The organism is Streptomyces cyaneofuscatus (assembly GCF_042718795.1).
Classification (GTDB): domain Bacteria; phylum Actinomycetota; class Actinomycetes; order Streptomycetales; family Streptomycetaceae; genus Streptomyces; species Streptomyces cyaneofuscatus_A.
On the sequence record NZ_JBHXOX010000028.1, the window covers coordinates 77,384 to 94,583 of the forward strand.

The 17,200-nt window shown below is 71.9% G+C and carries 18 protein-coding genes and 2 pseudogenes; 6 read left to right on the top strand and 14 right to left on the bottom strand.

What is annotated here, in order from left to right:
- Positions 1–35: 35 nt before the first annotated feature.
- The 7 genes and pseudogenes from ACFWRT_RS28775 to ACFWRT_RS28805 all read right to left on the bottom strand — a co-directional run.
- The gene (locus ACFWRT_RS28775; RefSeq protein WP_018514968.1) at positions 36–695 is read right to left on the bottom strand and encodes a response regulator transcription factor; all 660 of its coding nucleotides are present in this window, start codon (positions 693–695) and stop codon (positions 36–38) included.
- Positions 692–2,131: a sensor histidine kinase gene (locus ACFWRT_RS28780; protein ID WP_380954552.1), complete on the bottom strand. Its 1,440-nt coding sequence runs from the start codon at positions 2,129–2,131 to the stop codon at positions 692–694. The genes ACFWRT_RS28775 and ACFWRT_RS28780 overlap by 4 nt, the downstream gene beginning before the upstream one ends.
- The gene (locus ACFWRT_RS28785) at positions 2,121–2,414 is read right to left on the bottom strand and encodes a small hydrophilic protein (protein ID WP_380954553.1); all 294 of its coding nucleotides are present in this window, start codon (positions 2,412–2,414) and stop codon (positions 2,121–2,123) included. The genes ACFWRT_RS28780 and ACFWRT_RS28785 overlap by 11 nt, the downstream gene beginning before the upstream one ends.
- Before the next feature lie 213 nt (positions 2,415–2,627).
- The gene (locus ACFWRT_RS28790) at positions 2,628–3,098 is read right to left on the bottom strand and encodes a YybH family protein (RefSeq protein ID WP_380954554.1); all 471 of its coding nucleotides are present in this window, start codon (positions 3,096–3,098) and stop codon (positions 2,628–2,630) included.
- Positions 3,099–3,329: 231 nt separating this feature from the next.
- The gene (locus tag ACFWRT_RS28795; protein ID WP_380954555.1) at positions 3,330–4,214 is read right to left on the bottom strand and encodes a SigB/SigF/SigG family RNA polymerase sigma factor; all 885 of its coding nucleotides are present in this window, start codon (positions 4,212–4,214) and stop codon (positions 3,330–3,332) included.
- A gap of 278 nt (positions 4,215–4,492) precedes the next feature.
- A pseudogene (locus tag ACFWRT_RS28800) lies at positions 4,493–4,929 on the bottom strand (SpoIIE family protein phosphatase); the annotation flags it as partial.
- A 5-nt stretch (positions 4,930–4,934) separates the two neighbouring features.
- Positions 4,935–5,151: pseudogene (locus ACFWRT_RS28805) on the bottom strand (ornithine decarboxylase); the annotation flags it as partial.
- Between the two features lie 604 nt (positions 5,152–5,755).
- Between ACFWRT_RS28805 and ACFWRT_RS28810 the strand changes: the two are divergent.
- Entirely contained in the window at positions 5,756–6,379 is a 624-nt protein-coding gene (locus tag ACFWRT_RS28810; protein WP_380954556.1) for a hypothetical protein, read from the top strand.
- A 52-nt stretch (positions 6,380–6,431) separates the two neighbouring features.
- Positions 6,432–7,079: a class F sortase gene (locus ACFWRT_RS28815; RefSeq protein WP_380954557.1), complete on the top strand. Its 648-nt coding sequence runs from the start codon at positions 6,432–6,434 to the stop codon at positions 7,077–7,079.
- A 102-nt stretch (positions 7,080–7,181) separates the two neighbouring features.
- Here the strand turns inward: ACFWRT_RS28815 and ACFWRT_RS28820 are convergent, their stop codons facing one another.
- Both ACFWRT_RS28820 and ACFWRT_RS28825 read right to left on the bottom strand, forming a co-directional pair.
- On the bottom strand, positions 7,182–7,409 hold the full coding sequence (locus ACFWRT_RS28820; protein WP_380954559.1) for a hypervirulence associated TUDOR domain-containing protein: 228 nt from the start codon (positions 7,407–7,409) through the stop codon (positions 7,182–7,184).
- Between the two features lie 241 nt (positions 7,410–7,650).
- Complete coding sequence (locus ACFWRT_RS28825) at positions 7,651–8,028, bottom strand: phytoene desaturase family protein (RefSeq protein ID WP_380954560.1); 378 nt, start codon at positions 8,026–8,028, stop codon at positions 7,651–7,653.
- 477 nt (positions 8,029–8,505) lie between these two features.
- On the opposite strand from ACFWRT_RS28825, the gene dhaK reads away from it, so the two are divergent.
- The 4 genes from dhaK to ACFWRT_RS28845 all read left to right on the top strand — a co-directional run bounded on the left by dhaK (position 8,506) and on the right by ACFWRT_RS28845 (position 11,207).
- Complete coding sequence (dhaK, locus tag ACFWRT_RS28830; protein ID WP_380954624.1) at positions 8,506–9,492, top strand: dihydroxyacetone kinase subunit DhaK; 987 nt, start codon at positions 8,506–8,508, stop codon at positions 9,490–9,492.
- Positions 9,493–9,566: 74 nt separating this feature from the next.
- Positions 9,567–10,181 (top strand): dihydroxyacetone kinase subunit DhaL, encoded by a 615-nt coding sequence (dhaL, locus tag ACFWRT_RS28835; protein ID WP_380954626.1) that lies wholly within the window; start codon positions 9,567–9,569, stop codon positions 10,179–10,181.
- Positions 10,178–10,588: a PTS-dependent dihydroxyacetone kinase phosphotransferase subunit DhaM gene (locus ACFWRT_RS28840; RefSeq protein WP_380954561.1), complete on the top strand. Its 411-nt coding sequence runs from the start codon at positions 10,178–10,180 to the stop codon at positions 10,586–10,588. Before dhaL ends, ACFWRT_RS28840 begins: the two co-directional genes overlap by 4 nt.
- A 112-nt stretch (positions 10,589–10,700) precedes the next feature.
- Positions 10,701–11,207 (top strand): NUDIX hydrolase, encoded by a 507-nt coding sequence (locus ACFWRT_RS28845; RefSeq protein WP_380954562.1) that lies wholly within the window; start codon positions 10,701–10,703, stop codon positions 11,205–11,207.
- On the opposite strand, the gene abc-f is transcribed toward ACFWRT_RS28845, so the two are convergent.
- From abc-f to ACFWRT_RS28870, 5 genes are all read right to left on the bottom strand, one after another.
- Complete coding sequence (abc-f, locus tag ACFWRT_RS28850; RefSeq protein WP_380954563.1) at positions 11,168–12,904, bottom strand: ribosomal protection-like ABC-F family protein; 1,737 nt, start codon at positions 12,902–12,904, stop codon at positions 11,168–11,170. The two genes, ACFWRT_RS28845 and abc-f, sit on opposite strands and share 40 nt — an antisense overlap.
- A gap of 330 nt (positions 12,905–13,234) precedes the next feature.
- Positions 13,235–14,275, bottom strand: a complete 1,041-nt coding sequence (locus tag ACFWRT_RS28855) for an NAD(P)-dependent alcohol dehydrogenase (RefSeq protein WP_380954564.1) — start codon at positions 14,273–14,275, stop codon at positions 13,235–13,237.
- Positions 14,276–14,381: 106 nt separating this feature from the next.
- A complete protein-coding gene (locus ACFWRT_RS28860) occupies positions 14,382–15,206 on the bottom strand; it encodes an SDR family NAD(P)-dependent oxidoreductase (protein ID WP_380954565.1) in 825 nt (274 codons plus the stop codon).
- A complete protein-coding gene (locus ACFWRT_RS28865) occupies positions 15,203–15,928 on the bottom strand; it encodes a TetR family transcriptional regulator (RefSeq protein ID WP_380954567.1) in 726 nt (241 codons plus the stop codon). Before ACFWRT_RS28865 ends, ACFWRT_RS28860 begins: the two co-directional genes overlap by 4 nt.
- Positions 15,929–15,997: 69 nt before the next feature.
- Positions 15,998–17,167, bottom strand: a complete 1,170-nt coding sequence (locus tag ACFWRT_RS28870) for a PP2C family protein-serine/threonine phosphatase (RefSeq protein WP_380954628.1) — start codon at positions 17,165–17,167, stop codon at positions 15,998–16,000.
- Between the last annotated feature and the right edge of the window lie 33 nt (positions 17,168–17,200).

The following is a 17,200-nucleotide window of genomic DNA, read 5'->3' on the forward strand; positions in this document are numbered from 1 at the left end:
CACCCACCCCGCTCGCCGTCCCGCCGGGGCCGGGCTCAGGGCAGGCGGTAGCCCATGCCCCGGATCGTCTCAAGACGCTCCGCGCCCAGCTTCCGGCGCAGCGCGCGCACGTAGACGTCCACGATGTTGGATCCGGGATCGAAGTCGTACCCCCACACATGGGAGAGGATCTGCTCACGCGACAGCACCTGGCCGGGGTGGCGCAGGAACATCTCCAGGAGCACGAACTCGCGCGCCGTCAGATCCACCGTCCGCTCCCCCGCGCGGGCCCGGCGCGTCCGCAGGTCCAGGGCGAGGCTGCCGCTGCGCAGCATGGTGACCTCGGGCGCGCGGGCGGCGGTGCGCTGCCGCAGCCGTACCCGGGCGAGCAGCTCCTCGAAGCGGAACGGCTTCGTCATCCAGTCGTCGGCCCCGCCTTCCAGCCCGGCCACCGTGTCCCGTACGGAGTCGCGGGCGGTCAGCACGATGACCGGCAGCGTGACGCGGGCCTCGCGCAGCTCCCGCAGCACGGTGAAACCGTCCCGTCCGGGCAGGCCGATATCGAGCACCATCAGGTCGAACCCGCCGGTCAGGGCGTGGCCCAGCGCCAGGTCCCCGTCCTCGGCGACGACCGTGGTGAAGCCGTTGGCCCGCAGGCCCTTCTGGACGAACGAGGCGATGCGCTCCTCGTCCTCGGCGATCAGTATGCGGTTCATGAATCGGCCTCCAGCATGAGTACGAAGGTGGCTCCGCCGCCCTCGGTCGGGCGTAGTTCGACGCGGCCGTGGTGGCCCTCCGCGATGGCCTTGACGATGGCGAGGCCCAGCCCCGCGCCGCTGGTGCGGGTCCCGCGCCGGGACGTGCCCCGGCGGAACCTCTCGAAGATCACTTCGGCGTCCTCCGGCGGAATCCCGGGCCCGTCGTCGGCGACGTACAACTCGACGCCGTCCGTCCCGTCCCGGCCCGCCTCGGCCCGCGAGCCGATACGGATGCGCTGGCCGGGCACGGTGTGCTGGACGGCGTTCTGCGCGAGCTGCACCATCGCCTGCGTCATCCGCTGCGGGTCCAGACGCACTTCGAGGTCCGCGACGCCGTCGAGCTGCCACTCCCGGTCTCCGAGGGTCCGCACCTTGACGAACACGTCGGCGGTCAGCTCCGCGAGCTGGACGGGTTCGGGGCGCACGAAGTCGGGGCGCTCGGCCCCCGCGAGCAGGAGCAGGTCCTCGACGATGCGGCTCATCCGGTCCAGCTCGTCCGTGACCAGCCGCACGGTCTCCTCCCGGTCCGCCGGGTCGTCGCCCATCAGCTCCAGGTGGCCCCGGACGATGGTGATGGGGGTGCGCAGCTCGTGCCCGGCGTCGTCGACGAACACCCGCTGCGCGGCGAACGCCCGCTCCAGCCGGTCCAGCATCCCGTTGAACGTCTCGGCGAGGGCCGCGATGTCGTCCCGGCCCTCCACCGGGATACGCCGGGTGAGGTCCTGCTCGGTCAGCTCCGCCGCCGTCGTCCGGACGATCCGGACGGGCGCGAGGATACGCCCGGCGACGGCCCAGCCGATCCCGGTCGTCATCAGCAGCGCCACACCGGACAGGGCGAGCAGCGTCCAGAACGTCTGGTCGGCGACGGACCGTTCGCGCTCCGGGTGGAAGGCGACGACGAACGCGCTGGGCTGCTCGCCCGTGGACGGCTCGATGGCGACCTTGGCCCAGCGCAGCTCTCCCTGCGGGCGGTCCAGGGTCCCGAAGGATTCCGGGGAGGCGTGGATCCGGGTGAGCGAGGCGTTGTCCTGCCACAGGGCGATGTCCCGCGGCAGTTCGCGGCGCTGCCGGATGGCGCCGGGGCGGTCGCCGGGCCGGCCGGTCAGGCCCAGCAGCTCCTCGTCGGGGTCCGCGTACTGCCGTTGCAGATAGACGCGGAGCAGCCTGTCCGCGGTGTCGAACCGGCCGCCGGTGTCCGGGTCCACCCCCTGCGGCACGAAGTTCGCGAACTCGCCGGTCTCCTGGGTGAGGAGCTGGCTGATGCGGTGGTCCACGTCCCGCTGGAGGAGCGAGCGTACGGTGACGGCGACCGCGCCCAGCGCGACGGCCATCACGACCAGCAGCCACAGCAGGATCCGTACCCGGGCGGAGATTCTGGGCAGGCTAACCGTCATCACCGAAGTCGTCGTCGTCATCGTCGTCGGCCGCCGAGGGGCCGGGGACGACGGAGCTGTCCGGTGTACGGGTCGGGGTGGAGGAGCCGCTCGGCGACGGGGCGTCGGTCGGCGAGGTCACACCGCTCGGCGGCGGTGTACCGCGCGGACTCTCCTCCAGCCGGACGGTGGGAGGAACCTTCGGTGGATCCGGGGTGTCGGTCATGGCATAGCTGGTGGCCGCTATGCCGAGGGGCACGGCGACGACGGCTGCCAGGGCCGCCAGACGAGGTGAGAAAGCCATGCGTTCACCCTGACGGTCCCGGACGGTACGAAGATGAAGCGAAAATGAACAATCCTTCATCTTGGATGCACGCGCCGTCCACCTGGGACTGTCGCGTCCATCGGGGACTCTCGGTGGCGACTCGGCAGACCCCGGCCTCCGGTGTGCGTCGACAGCGGCCGATCACGGCTCGCAGCCGGGCGGCACGTCGTCCGCGATGTGCCGCATCACGCCTCACTGATCCTTCGCCGCGGTCCTGTCGAACCGGTGGTCGTGCACGGCACGGATCTCGGCCTCGGCGCCGGGACTGCTGAGGTCGGGGAAGGAGTGGTGCTCGTGCGCGATCACCCAGCGGCCGGCCTCCTTGCACAGCCCGAGGGTGAGCCGCAGCCGGAGCCCGGGGTGAGCCGTGAGTTCGCCCTCCGTGCCGCATCGCACGAGTGCGTGGGCGAAGGCGACGTCCTCACCCGCGGTGACCTCCAGCTCCTCGATGTCGAAGGCCGCCCCCTGAGCCTGCCACGCGAAGAAGGCCGGCCAGACCTTCCGGTAGGCGTCGGCCCCGCGTACACCTCGGTAGGGCGGCGGAACGTCGAACATCACGACGTCCTCGGCATGATCGGCGACGACCGTATCGATACGGCCCTGGTGCACTGCTTCGGCCCAGCCCTCGATGAGCGCTCGGATCTGCTCGGCGTCGTCCCGCATGGTTCTTCGGTCCTCTCGGTCTCCGTCTGCATGTGCGCAGGGAAGGTCCGGCATCGGTGGTGAAGCCTCTTCCACAGGAGACGTCGAAGCTGATGGCGATCGTTCGACACGCGGCGGCGGGTCGCGGCGCGAGGACTCACGCGGAACTCTCACCGATGCCCCTTCGGTGACGAGTGCCCTGTCGTCATCACCGCCTGGCGCCGCGCCCCGCTTCTCGGTGTCGTGTGCCGGTCAGTTCTGGGTGAGCATCTCCTTGCGGAGCTTGGTGAGCAGCCGGGTCAGCAGCCGGGAGACATGCATCTGCGAGATGCCGAGGTGTTCGCCGATCTGCGCCTGCGTCATCTCCTGGCCGAAGCGCATCGCGACGAGCTCCCGCTCCCGGTCGTCCAACCGGTCCAGCAGCGGAGCCAGCGCGTGCAGGTCTTCGACCAGTTCCATGGCCGGGTCGACGTCACCCTTGATGTCTCCGTAGGTGACCGTCTCGGCGCTGTTCTGCTCGCCGCCGATGGGCAGATCGAGGGAGCCCGCGGTATAGCCGTTGGCGGCTATGAGTCCCTCGATGACCTCCTCCTCGCTCATGTTCAGGTGCTCGGAGAGTTCGGCGACGCCGGGGTCACGGCCCAGGACGGAGGTGAGACTCTCCTTGGCCTTGGCCAGGGCGACGCGCAGTTCCTGCAGGCGGCGCGGGACGTGGACGGCCCACGTCGAGTCGCGGAAGAACCGCTTGATCTCGCCGACGATGTAGGGGATCGCGAAGGAGGTGAACTCGACCTCGCGCGACAGCTCGAAGCGGTCGATCGCCTTGATCAGCCCGATCGTACCGACCTGGACGATGTCCTCCATCTCGCCGCTGCCACGGTTACGGAAGCGCTTCGCCGCGAAATGCACCAGCGACAGGTTCATCTCGATCAGCGTGTTCCGCGCGTACTGGTACTCCTGCGTGCCTTCTTCCAGTACCTGCAACTGCTCGAAGAACAACGACCCCAGCGCCCGCGCGTCCTTCGGAGCGATCTTCCCGGGATCCTCGATCCGCGGAAGTGCCGTGGGAGTGCCTGTGGCGGTTGCCCCGTGGTCCAAGGCGGCGGAGGGCCGGAGGCGTTGGGATGTGGTGGTCATGCGCGTCTCCCGATGACTGCTGTTCATGGACAACACGGGAGGGCACCGACAGGAACACCTCACGGCGGCCGGATGCCGCTCCCGCGAGTGTGTGCCTGTCTGCCCAAGCACGTCGAGCCGACGTATGTCCCCGATCGACGTCCTCAAACACGGTCGCCTGTCCGCTCTGCGCGTCGGAGGCCGACAGACCGCCCGAGGGCTGTGGTGCCTCCGTCCGCGAAGCCGAGCAGGTCCGGCTCGGGACCGGCCGGGACGCCGGGTGTCCCACCGGACCACCCGGCGGGCGGATCGTCCTGGGCCCAGGTGTAGGCGCGGAGCATGTTGCGGAGCTGGGCCATACCGGCGGCGGCTTCCAGGTCGTGACCGACGACGTCGCCGATGACCAGGGCGGTGTCGCCCTTGGGGAGGGGGAAGGCGTCGTACCAGTCGCCGCCGACGGGGGAGGCGTCCGGCGAGGGAAGGTAGCTCGCGGTCATCTCCACCCCGGTCAGCCGGGGAAGCTGCGGCAGGAGGCAGCGCTGCATGGTCGCGGCGACCTGCCGTCGGCGCTGGTAGTGGCGGCGTTCTCCAAGGCGATGCCGATGCGCCGGCCAATGTTCTCGAGCAGGTCCAGGGGGGCCACCGTGAACGGTTCCTCACCCCCGGTACGCCCCAGCGTGATAGCTCCGAAGACCTCCCTCGGTCCCTTGACGGGTGCGACGGCCGCCGTCTTGATGTACGAACTGACGTCACGCACACGTCCGCCCCGGCGTCCATGGCCCAGGTGGGCAAGTAGGGGTGAAAGGGCAGATGCACCCCAGGCTTCGTCCACGGTCAGCGGCAACCCTCTCTCATGGCATAGCGTCGCCGTAGCCTGCAGGTCGGCCCAAGTGCCGTAGGGGGCCGGACTGGTGATCCAGGCGCCCTGCGCGTCCGGATGCTCCGCGAACGCCGACTTGGGTGCTCCCAAGGTTGTTCATGCGTCATCGACAATGTGGCGAATTGCGTCCCGCCGGTGGGTAATTCGCGTAGCCGAAAGGGCTTTACGATCTCCGCGGACCGCGCCTCCCGGTCCGGCTGCGCCTCCAGCACCTCCGTACTCCATCCCGCGGTGGCGAGAGGATTCACCGCGACGAGATCACTCAGGCTCGCGCGGACGACCGTCGCGTCCGGCATCGCCGCCTCCTGACGTTCGCGCCGAGTCTCGACCGAGAAGCTGCCCTGCCGTCCCCTGGCCGACCGTGACGGTCACGCGACCTGGCGCTCACCCCTTGGCGTCCACTCGACCGCCGGTCGACCGGCGACGAACCGAGGCCGCCCTCCTTCTCCGCGTGAAGGTGGGGCCGCCTCTCGCGCGGCACCCGGCGTCGTCGGCCGCGTCAACGCTGCCGTCTCCCCTCCTCGACCCGGCCCGGGAGTCCGGATGCCACTCGTGCGCTATCTGCCGAACAGGGCACTTCCGTCATATTCACGTGTCTTATCTGACTTTTACGTCGATTCATGACATGCCTTAGGCGATCAGGTGATCAGTACGACAATCATCTCGGCTTGAAGGAGCCTCCATGCGTATCTCCAGTTCCGTCCGCTCCCGCAGCGCCCGCACGGGGGCCAAGGTGGCCGTCGCGGTCGCGGTCGCCGGCGCCACCCTGGCCGGAGCACCCGCCGCCTACGCCCTCCCCGGCGACAGCGGTGACATCGACATCACTTCGGTCAGCTGGCACTCGCGCGGTGACCGCGACGGGGTCGAGGTCTGCAAGTTCGTGCTGTCGGCGAGCAACTTCGAGTCGTTCCCCTCGGTCCCCTGGACGATCACCGAGCAGCCCCCGACCGTGCCGCCGGGCACCACCCTGCTGGACACCCTTCCGCTCATCAACGGCAGTGCGCGTAGTGAGACGTACCGGCTCCCGGAGGGCACGTACCAGCTGGTGTGGGTCGTCCCGGCGGGCCCGAAGCAGAAGAGCTTCAAGGTCGAGTGCCCCGACCGCGGTCACGGCGGCGGCAAGCCTCACAAGCCGCAGCGGCCCATCGGCGGGGTCCCCGCGGGCGGCGGCGGTGTCCCGGACATGGAGCCCGCCGGCTCCGAGAGCGACTCGAACACGGGAACCGCCGCCGCGCTGGTCGCCGGGGCAGCAGGAGCCGCGGGTCTGATCATGATGCGCCGTCGCCGTGCCCGTGGCGAGGCGTAACGCCCGCTGCCGACGGCGACGACGAGGACCGACACGCGCGTGCCGTCTCACCATGACGCTGTGCGTGACGTTCTCTCTGGTGGCCGGCATCGTCCGGGTGTCCTCGGACTCCTCCGAGGACACCCGGACGGTCACCGCCGCCCGCGGCAGCGACGCCGCGGGCGGCGGGCCCGAGCCCTTCCGTCGGGCACCGCACACACCGGAGAAGCACGTGCCCGCCTCGCACGCTCCCCTGGTGCCCTCCCGCCCGCTCAAGGTCGCCATTCCCGCCATCTTCATCGAGGCGCCGGTCACCGGACTCGGCCTCGACACGAAGGGCCGACTGGAAGCACCGCCGTTGAGCAAGCCCAAGCTGACGGGCTGGTACGAGAAGGGGCCCTCGCCCGGTGAGAACGGCACAGCCCTGCTCGTGGGCCACCGGGACACCCGGACCGGCCCCGCCATCTTCCTCAACCTCAACGCACTACGCCGGGGCGACAAGGTCAACGTGGTGCGCGCGGACCGCAGAACCGCGGTGTTCACCGTGGATGCGGTCAAGACGTACACGAAGGACAAGTTCCCCGACGACAAGGTGTACGGGGAGACCGGGCGCCCCGAACTCCGCCTGCTGACCTGCGGCGGGCGTTTCGACGAGAAGGCGGGCTACTCGGCGAACGTCGTGGTCTTCGCCCACCTCACATCACTGAAGAAGGTTGCCTGATCAGGGCGCTCAGGATGGGCCGGTACCTCGGGGACGAGGTACCGGCCCCCTTCACTACCGGGAGTCAGGGAGCGGGTGGGCCGGACGTCCTGCCGGCGGCCATCAGGAGTGACGGCCCTTCTTGCGGAGGGCGCTGGGCTTGTGGACGGCGGAGCGCCCGGACGTGTCGCTCTCCACCTCGTACTGCGGTTCATCGGGGGAAGCGTCGACGGTGCGGCCTGCCGCCTCGGTGCGACCGGTGATCTTCTTCTTCACCTTGCCGCTCACTTCCTGGCCATGGCTCTTCCACGACACTTCGTCGTCCTTCCCGAGCTTGCCCTTTCGAGGCATGGAGATTCCCTTCCCTGCGGCTGATTCACCCACACTCCAGGCTCGCCCCAGCAGGCCGGCTGCGCATCCGCTGGGGAAATGCCGAGAGTCATGACCCCGCCGCCGGACCGAGGAGAAGCGGTGACTTTGCGTATCAGTCATCCCGCCGGTCCGGGGTACAGGCGTGTCAAGAATGGGCGGGGCTTCGGCTTCGCCGACATCGACGGTCACCGGATCACCGCTGAACAAGAGCGCCGCAGACTCAAGGACCTCGCCATCCCGGTTGCCCCATCAGCAGGAACGGACGGTCGGGGACAAGGCCGCGGGCGATCTGGAACGCGAATCCGGTGAGTCCGTCGACGCCTTCCGCCAGGTGAACGGTGCCCGCCGACGCGGCAGCCGAGCTGCTCCAGGGACTGGGCCCGTTCAGCGCCCCGTCCACCTTGAAGGTAGCGAAGTCCCACGGGAACCGCCGCATGTCGTCCAGCAGCCGACCGGGCAGGTGCGCCGAGGCGATCAGCGAGCCGTAGAGACGTGGAGCGGAAGCATCGGCCAGGACGGCCCGGCGAGCAGCAATCGCCTCCGCGAACTCTGTACGGACGCCGACCGCGCGCCCTTGCCGTACGACGATCTCGGGCACCTGGTGGCTACACCGCACGCTTCCCCCGCGGCACTGCAGCCGCCGTCCCAGCGTGCTGGTGAGCGCCCCGGCGCCGCCGATCGGAACGGGGAAAGCCGAGCGACTGCCCCAGCCCGGAGAGGCCCAGCGAGCCGCCGCCGGCGCCCGTGCGCGGGCGTGACGCGTCCCACGAGTTGTCGCGGACAGGAGGGACGCGGCAGGCCTGCCAACTCTCAGCGACCGAGGCGCCCTTCGCAGGGGCGCCAGGTATGTGCAGGATCATGAGAGGCGGTCAGCAGCTCACGGCCCCGCCCGACGCCTCACGAACATCAGGTGGCGGGTGGACAGGCAACTCGGCAGCAGGTCAGCATCAGTACCGCTGGAGGACGCTTCCGGGCACCGAGGACCGCCACGATCGATATCTCACCGCACCTGCTTTCGCCAGGGAAAACGCAAGTCGACAAGCCCTGTTACGCGCACGAGGAGACAGACGTGAAAATGCTCATCAACGTCCCCGAGACCGTCGTCGGCGACGCCCTGCGGGGCATGGCCGCCGCGCACCCGGAACTGACCGTCGATGTGGAGAACCGGGTCGTCGTACGGAGGGACGCCCCGGTGGCCGGGAAGGTGGCGCTCGTCTCGGGGGGCGGGTCGGGCCACGAGCCGTTGCACGCCGGGTTCGTCGGGCCCGGGATGCTGTCGGCCGCCTGCCCCGGGGAGGTGTTCACCTCGCCCGTACCGGACCAGATGGTGCGGGCGGCAGCGGCGGTGGACAGCGGGGCGGGGGTGCTCTTCGTCGTCAAGAACTACACCGGTGACGTGCTGAACTTCGAGATGGCCGCCGAACTCGCCGAGGACGAGGGCATCCAGGTCACCCAGGTCGTGGTGGACGACGACGTGGCGGTGAGCGACAGCACCTTCACGGCCGGGCGGCGCGGTACGGGGGCGACGCTCTTCGTCGAGAAGATCGCCGGGGCCGCCGCGGACGAGGGCGCGCCCTTGGAGCGGGTGGCCTCGGTGGCCCGGCAGGTGAACGGGTCCGCGCGGAGCTTCGGGGTGGCCCTCGGCGCGGTCACCACCCCGGCGAAGGGCAGCCCCACCTTCGATCTGCCTTCCGGGGAGCTTGAGTTGGGCATCGGGATCCACGGTGAGCCGGGGCGGGAGCGGCGGCCGATGATGACCTCGGGCGAGATCGCCGACGTCGCGGTGGACGCGGTGCTGGAGGACCTCCGGCCGACCGGACCCGTGCTGGCGCTGGTCAACGGGATGGGCGCCACCCCGCTGCTGGAGCTGTACGGATTCAACGCCGAGGTCCAGCGGGTGCTCTCCGAACGGGGTGTGGCGGTGGCCCGTACGCTCGTGGGCAACTACGTGACCTCGCTCGACATGGCAGGCTGCTCGGTGACGCTGTGCCAGGTCGACGAGGAGCTGCTGCGGCTGTGGGACGCGCCCGTGGAGACGCCCGCGCTCCGCTGGGGCCGGTGAGCCCCGCGCCGGACCCGACCGTGCTCGTCACCCGTACCGACCGTGCCGGACAGGCCCGGGGAACAGGAGATCATGTGCTCGACGCCGACTTCTTCCGCCGCTGGATGGCGGCCACCGCGGCCGCCGTGGACCGTGAGGCGGACCGACTGACCGAACTGGACTCGGCGATCGGCGACGCCGACCACGGCAGCAACCTCCGGCGCGGCTTCACGGCGGTGGCGGCCGTGCTGGAGAAGGACGCGCCCGCGACTCCGGGCGCGGTGCTGACCCTGTCGGGGCGGCAACTGATCTCCACCGTCGGCGGGGCGTCCGGTCCGTTGTACGGGACGCTGCTGCGCCGTACGGGCAAGGCGCTCGGCGAGGACGCCGAGGTGTCGCGGGACCAGCTCGCCCAGGCGTTCGCCGCGGGTGTCGCCGCGGTGGGGCAGCTCGGCGGGGCGCAGGCCGGGGACAAGACGCTGCTGGACGCGCTGCTCCCGGCGGCGGAGGCGCTGGCCCTGTCGTTCCGGGGAGCCGCGGACGCGGCCCGCGCGGGCGCCGAGGCCACGGTGCCGTTGCAGGCGCGCAAGGGGCGGGCCAGCTATCTCGGCGAACGCAGCATCGGGCACCAGGATCCGGGGGCGACGTCGGCGGCCCTGCTGGTCGAGGCTCTGGCCCGCACCGCTGAGGACGGGGGTGCGGAGGCATGAGCGACGCACCACAGGTGGGCATCGTGCTGGTCTCGCACAGCGGTCCGGTCGCGGAATCGGTCGCCGAACTGGCCCGGGGCCTCGCCGCCGGGGGCGTGACGGCCCCCGTCGCCGCGGCGGGTGGGCTGCCGAACGGCGGGCTCGGCACCAGCGCCGAGCTGATCGGCCGGGCCGCCGCCTCGGTGGACCGGGGCGCCGGGGTCGCGGTTCTGGTGGATCTGGGGAGCGCGGTCCTCACGGTGAAGGCGATGCTCGCCGAGGGCGACGAGCTGCCGGAGAACTCGCGGCTGGTCGACGCGCCGTTCGTGGAGGGCGCGGTCGCGGCCGTGGTGACCGCGTCGTCCGGCGGGGACATCGCCGCTGTGGAGGCGGCGGCCTCGGAGGCGTACGGCTACCGCAAGACGTAGGGAGTCGCGCCACGCACGCGGAAGGGGACGGAGCCCGCATGGGCTCCGTCCCCTTCCGCGTCTGCCGCCCGTCGGTTGGCGTGCCGCCGACCGTGATTGCAGACTTGACGACATGTCGGCAGGCAAGCGCAGTGCGGGACTTCTCCTCTTCCGGACCGTCGGTACGGGAGGTGAGCGGGATGTCGAAGTGCTGATCGGGCACATGGGCGGGCCGTTCTGGACCGGGCGGGAGGCGGCCGCCTGGTCGGTACCGAAAGGTGAGTACGGCCCTGACGAGGAGCCGGCGGCGGCCGCGCGGCGGGAGTTCGAGGAGGAGCTGGGGCTGCCGGTGCCGGACGGGGCCTGGCTGCCGCTCGGCGAGTCGCGTCAGCGCAGCGGCAAGACGGTGACCGTGTGGGCGGTGGAGGCCGAGCTGGATGTGGCGGCCGTGGTGCCGGGGACGTTCGCGATGGAGTGGCCGCGCGGCTCCGGCGTGCAGCAGGAGTTCCCGGAGATGGACCGGTTCGCCTGGTGCACGCCGGAGGAGGCCGCCGAACTGCTGATCGTCGGCCAGCGCGTCTTCGTCAAGCGGCTGCGCGCTCAGGTGCGCGGGGAGGCCCCCGCTTCCCCGGAGGCGTAGGCAGGTTCCGGGCCGGAGAGCGGTTCCGGGCCGGAGAGCGGTTCCGGGCCGGAGGCCGGTGCCGGGCACGAGACCGGGCGGCCGGACCGCAACTCCAGTACGTCACCGGTGAAACGGGCCCGGAAGCTGCGGTCGTGCGACACGACGACGACGGCTCCCGGATACTGCGCGAGCGCCGCCTCCACCTCCTCCACCAGGCTCAGCGCGATGTGGTTCGTCGGCTCGTCCAGCACCAGCAGATCGGCCGGCCGGGTCACCAGCCGCGCCAGGGCCAGCCTGCGCTGCTGGCCGATGGAGAGCGACGCGACCGGCACGCCGAGGTCCTCGGGGCGGAACAGGCCGAGGCCGATGAGCTCGTCCGCGTACTCGTCGGGGAAGCCCGGGCGGCCCGCCGCGAAGGTCGCGAGCAGGGTGCGCCGGGTCGGCCGGGCGGGCAGCTCCTGCGGGAGGTGGCCGACCCGGGCGCGGCGGCGGACCGTCCCGGTGTCGGGCGCCAGCTCCCCGGCGAGGACCCGGAGCAGGGTGGTCTTCCCGGCCCCGTTCTCCCCGGTGACCAGCAGACGGGCCCCGGGCTCCACGCGCAGGGCGGGGAGGTGGAGCCGGCCTGCGACGGAGATGTCGTCCAGCTCCACCAGGGGGCCGGGACCGGACTCCCCCGCCAGGGCCGGGCGGCCGGTGAAGGCGAGCGGCTTCGGCGGGGCCGGTACGGGGGTGCGCCGCAGCGCCTCCAGCCGGGTGCGCGCCGCCCTGACCTGGCCGGAGAGTTTGGCCTCGTGGGAGCGGCGGTGCTTGCCGAACCCCTGCTTCGGGTCCTTGCCGGTGGCCGCGAGCCGCTGCCCGGCTGCGTCCACCAGCTCCGCCGTACGAGCCAGGTCGCTCAGGTACTCCTGGTGCTCCTGCGCCCAGCGGCGGCGGGCCGCCGCCTTCGCGGTGCGGTAGCCGTCCCAGCCGTCCCCGTACCGGGTGACCGTGCGCAGGTCGCGGTCGACCTCCAGGATCACCGAGGTGACCCGCTCCAGGAACGCCCGGTCGTGGGTGATGGCGACGACGGTGCCCCGGTGGGCGCGCAGATAGTCCTCCAGCCAGTTCACCGCCCGTACGTCGAGGTGGTTGGTCGGCTCGTCGAGGAGCAGCAGCTCCGGGGCGGCCGCCAGGACGCAGGCGAGGGCGAGGCGGGACTGTTCGCCGCCGGAGAGGGTGGAGAGCACGCGGTCGCGGGTGAGGTGGGCGAGGCCCAGGCCGTGGAGGGCTGCCTCGGTACGGGCGTCGGCGCGGTAGCCGTCGCGCTCCTCGTAGGCGGTGAGGAGGTCTCCGTACGCGGCGAGTTCCGTGTCCGTGGCCTCGCGGCCCGCCGAGAGTGACTCCTCCGCCTCGCGGATGGCCGCCTCCAGGGCGCGGAGTTCGGCCAGGGCCGCGTCGACGACGTCCTGCACGGTGTCGGCCGGATCGAGGGCGAGGGTCTGGGCGAGATAGCCGGTGGAGCCGGGGAAGCGGACGGTGATCTCACCGCTGTCCGGGCGCTCGGCCCCGGCCAGGAGCCGGAGCAGCGTGGACTTCCCGGAGCCGTTCTCGCCGATGACGGCGGCCTTCTCGCCGGGGCGGACGGTGAGCGTCACCTGGTCGAGTACGGAGCGGTCCCCGTACGCCTTGGAGACGTCCTTCATGGTCAGTTGGGCGCGGTCGCGCTGGGGGTGCATGGGTGTGCCTGCTCCCTGATTCCTGGGTGAGCGCCCGCGGCGGCGCGTGCGAGGACGCGCGGGGGCGGGGGCGTGGATTACCGGACGGCGGTGGGACAGCGGCGCACCGGGGCCGGATACGGCGAGGAGCCGCCCGGTGCGGTCACGGGCGGTGCTCGGCGGTCGGCCGGTGAGCCTCAGCCGGTGACGTCAGGCGTCGCGCGGCGGCTGTCCGGGCCGGGAATCAGCGGAAGTAGTAGTACGAACGCATGGCATCGAGTGTAACGGCGGGCCGGGGGCGGGGCCGGGGATTTTTCACCGGCCCCGCCCCCGACGGAGGAGGAGGCGCACTCAGCCGTTCGGGAGAATGACCGCGCGGCCGTTGATCCGGCCGTCGTGCAGCCGCTCGTAGGCGAGCGGGGCCTCGTCGATGGAGTACGTCTCCACGTGGACGTCCACGGCGCCCACGTGGGCCAGGTCGAGCACCTCGGCGAGTTCCTTGCGCGAGCCCCAGTAGGGGGCGCTGACGTTGGTGCCGTACGGGAGTGTGCCGAAGCCGACGGGGAGCGCGCCGCCGCCGATGCCGACGATGGTGACGTCGCCGTCGATCCGGGCGACGGCCCCGGCGGTCTCCACGGTGGGCGGGGCGCCGACGAAGTCCAGCACGACGTGCGCGCCGAGTCCGCCGGTCAGCTCCTTGACCCGGGCCGCCGCCTTCTCGTCGGAGACGACGGCCTCGTGCGCGCCGACGGCCCTGGCCAGGTCGAGCTTGTCCTCGGTGACGTCGAGGGCGATCACCCGTGCGGCCGTCATGGCGCGCAGGAGCTGGATCGCGACGTGGCCGAGACCGCCGGTGCCGATGACGACGGCCGTCGCACCGGGCACGAGCTTCGCCAGCGAGCGCTTGATCGCGTGGTACGGGGTGAGTCCGGCGTCCGTGAGCGACACCGTCTTCACCGGGTCCAGGCCGCCGATCGGCACGAGGTGGCGCGGGTCGTCGACGATCATGTACTCGGCCATGGCGCCGGGAGCGCCGAGCCCGGGCGGCATGATGCCGAGCTCCTTGGCGCGCAGGCAGTAGTTCTCCTTGCCCTCGGCGCAGTTCACGCAGATGCCGCAGCCCCAGGGCCCGTACACGGCGACGGAGTCGCCCTCCGAGAGGCCGTGCACACCGTCGCCGAGGGCGGCGATCTTGCCGACGCCCTCGTGGCCGAGGGTGAGGGGCAGCGGGAAGGGGATCTGGTCGGCGGGCCAGCTCATCACCGCGATGTCGGAATGGCAGACACCGGCGGCGGTGACCTTCAGCAGGATCTGGCCGGGGCCGGGCTCGGGGTCCGGCACGGTGACGACCTCGGGGGCTTCACCGACGGCCCGGTACTGGACGGCTTTCATGGGTCTCCTCGCTTCTTCGCTGCCTGGTGCTCTTGCTGTCGGCCCCCCGCGATGTCCCGCAGGTCCTTTGTCGCCCGCGGCTCCCCTGCCCGCCACTCGGGCGCCGTCACGGGGCGGAGTAGCCGCCGTCCACCAGGTGGTAGCTGCCGTGGATGAAGGAGGCCTTGTCGGAGAGGAGGAAGACGGTGAGTTCGGCGACCTCCTCCGCGGTGCCGAGGCGGCCGGCCGGGTGCAGGGAGATCAGGTGCTCGCGGGCCTGCGGGTCGGCGTTCCGCAGGAGCGGGGTGTCGATGAAGCCGGGGCCGACCGCGTTGATCCGGACGTTCTGTGCGGCGTATTCGAGCGCCGCCGTCTTGGTGAGGCCGACGACGCCGTGCTTGGCGGCGACATAGGCGGGCGAGCCCGCGAAGCCGTTGGTCCCGAGGATCGAGGACATGTTGACGACGGCTCCGCCGCCCGACGCGACGATGGCGGGCAGCTCGTGGCGCATCGAGTAGAAGACGCCGCTGAGGTTGGTGGCGACGACGCGGTCCCAGTCCTCGACGGGGTAGTCCCCGGTGGGGGCGGCCGGACCGGCGATACCGGCGTTGTTCACGGCCAGGTGGAGGGCGCCGAAGGTCTCCACGGTGAACCGCACACCGGCTTCCACGGAGGCCGGGTCGGTGACGTCCATGCGGACGGCGGCCGCCCGCGCTCCCGCGCTCTCCAACTGGGCGGCGGCCTTGCGGGCGCTCTCCTCGTCGTGGTCGGCGACGACGACGGCCGCGCCGGCGGTGGCGAGCAGCCGGGCCACGGCGAGGCCGATGCCGGAGGCGCCGCCGGTGACGAGGGCGATACGGCCGGCGAACTCGGCCGAGGGGGTGGTGGGGGTGGTGGTGGGGCTGGTGCTGGTGGGGCTGTTGGTGGTGCTGGTGGTGCTGGTGGTGCTCATGAGGTTGCCTCTTCTGCTGTGTCTTCTGTGGTGCTGTCCCGGCCCGGACCCTCGGTCGTGCCCGCTGCCGTGAGCAGGTCCGCCGACAGGGCGTCGAACGCCCCGGTGACCAGGGCGGGCAGGGCGTCCGGGCGGCCTCCGCGCACCCAGGCGGCCTGGGCGGCGAGCAGGGCGCCCGCTCCCGCCGCCACGGTCACGGCGGGCCGGATGTCGTGGCGCGGGTCGACGCCGAGCCGGTCCGCGACGATGGCGACCGAGTCCTCCTGGGCGTCCACCCGGATGTGGTGGAAGGCCGCGTAGAGCGTCGGCTCCTCCTCGGCGGCGGTCAGGAGGTCGAAGATCCGGGGGCGGCGGTGCCAGGGCTCCGCCTCGGGGTCGGCGAGCCAGGCCAGGACGGCGCGCCGGTAGGCGAGGAGCGGGGGCTCCTCGGCGGGGCGGGACCGCAGTGCCTCGTTGATCCGGTCGCCGTCGCCGCGCAGGGAGTCCAGGGCGGCGGCTTCCTTGCTCGCGAAGTACCGGCTGAAGGTGCGGCGGTCGACGTCGGCGGCCTCCGCGATCTCCTCGACCGTGACGTACCGCAGCCCCCGGTCCAGCACCAGCTCGAACGCGGCCTGCGCCAGCGTGTCGCGGGTGCGGCGGGCCTTGCGGCTGCGGCGCTCCGGGGCCGGAGGCTCCGGGACCTTCTCTTCCGGCCTCTTTCCCAGGCTCTCTTCCGGGCTCATATGTGCACCGTACACCCGAAAATGTCCCCACGCGACATTTGTCTCACAGGGACATCGGAGTCGGCGCGCTCAGTCGCTCACGGCCCCCGCGACCGGCCGGACGTCCTCGGCGGCGGCCGAGGACCGGGATGAGCCGCCTCCCGGCGCCCGGCCCAGGGCGAGCACGGCGACGTCGTCGCGCCGGATGCCTCCGGTGAACGTCTCCAGGTCGACGTGGAGCGCGTCCAGCAGCTCGCGCGGGCCGTGTCCGGCCCAGTCGGCCAGCCGCCGGTCCAGCGGGTAGAAGGCGTGGGCCGCGTCGCGGGCCTCCGTCACGCCGTCGGTGACGACGAGGAGGGTGGCGCCGGGCGGGAAGGCGAACGACTCCGCCGTACGGGTCTCCCGGCTGAGGCCGGCGAGGCCGAGGGGCACGTAGGTCCGCTCCAGCCGTACGGCGGAGGCGCGGCCCTCGTGCAGCAGCCGCGGCGGCAGATGGCCGCAGTTCACCGCCTGCACGCGGTCCTCCTCGTCGAACCCGAGGACCAGCGCGGTCACGAAGCGTTCGGCCTCGCCGGTCTGGGCGGAGAACGCGTTGTGCCGGACCACGGCGGCCTCCAGGGCCTCCACCACCCCGGTCAGCGTGGGTTCCCGGACCGCCGCCTCGCGGAACGCGGCGATCGCCGCGAACCCGGCCCCTATGGCCGCGATCCCCTTGCCCTGGACGTCCCCGATGATGACGCGGGTCCCGTACGGCGACTGGACGACCTCGTAGATGTCACCGCCGACGAAGCGGTCCTCCTCGATCGGCTCGTAGAGGCCGTACGCGAAGACCTGGTCGGTGATGACGGGCAGGGGGCGCAGGATCTGGCGTTGCAGGGCGACGGCGGCGGACCGGAGCCGGTCCATCTCGGTGGCGTGGCGTATGCGGGCCGCGCAGGCGGCGACGCCGAGGGCACAGGCCAGCACGGTGAAGCCGATACCGAACACGAAGTCCCAGAAGGTGCCGTTCCCGCCGAGCCCGGAGCCGACGACGACCAGCGTGATCCAGACCGCCACCCAGACGGTCTGCCGGAGGCTGCAGAAGACGGAGGCCAGGGCCGGGACGACCACGAGGAGGGGGATGACCCGGAGATCCTCACCCGTGACCACGTCGAGGAGGACGATCAGCGCGCTCAGCAGCAGCACCAGGCCGGCCAGCGCCCAGTTCCCGATCCGGCCCGCGGCCGCCGTGGCGCCCGCTTCCGTACCCGGTAGGACCATCGTCCGGCCCGGCGCCCTGCGCCCTTTCCCCAG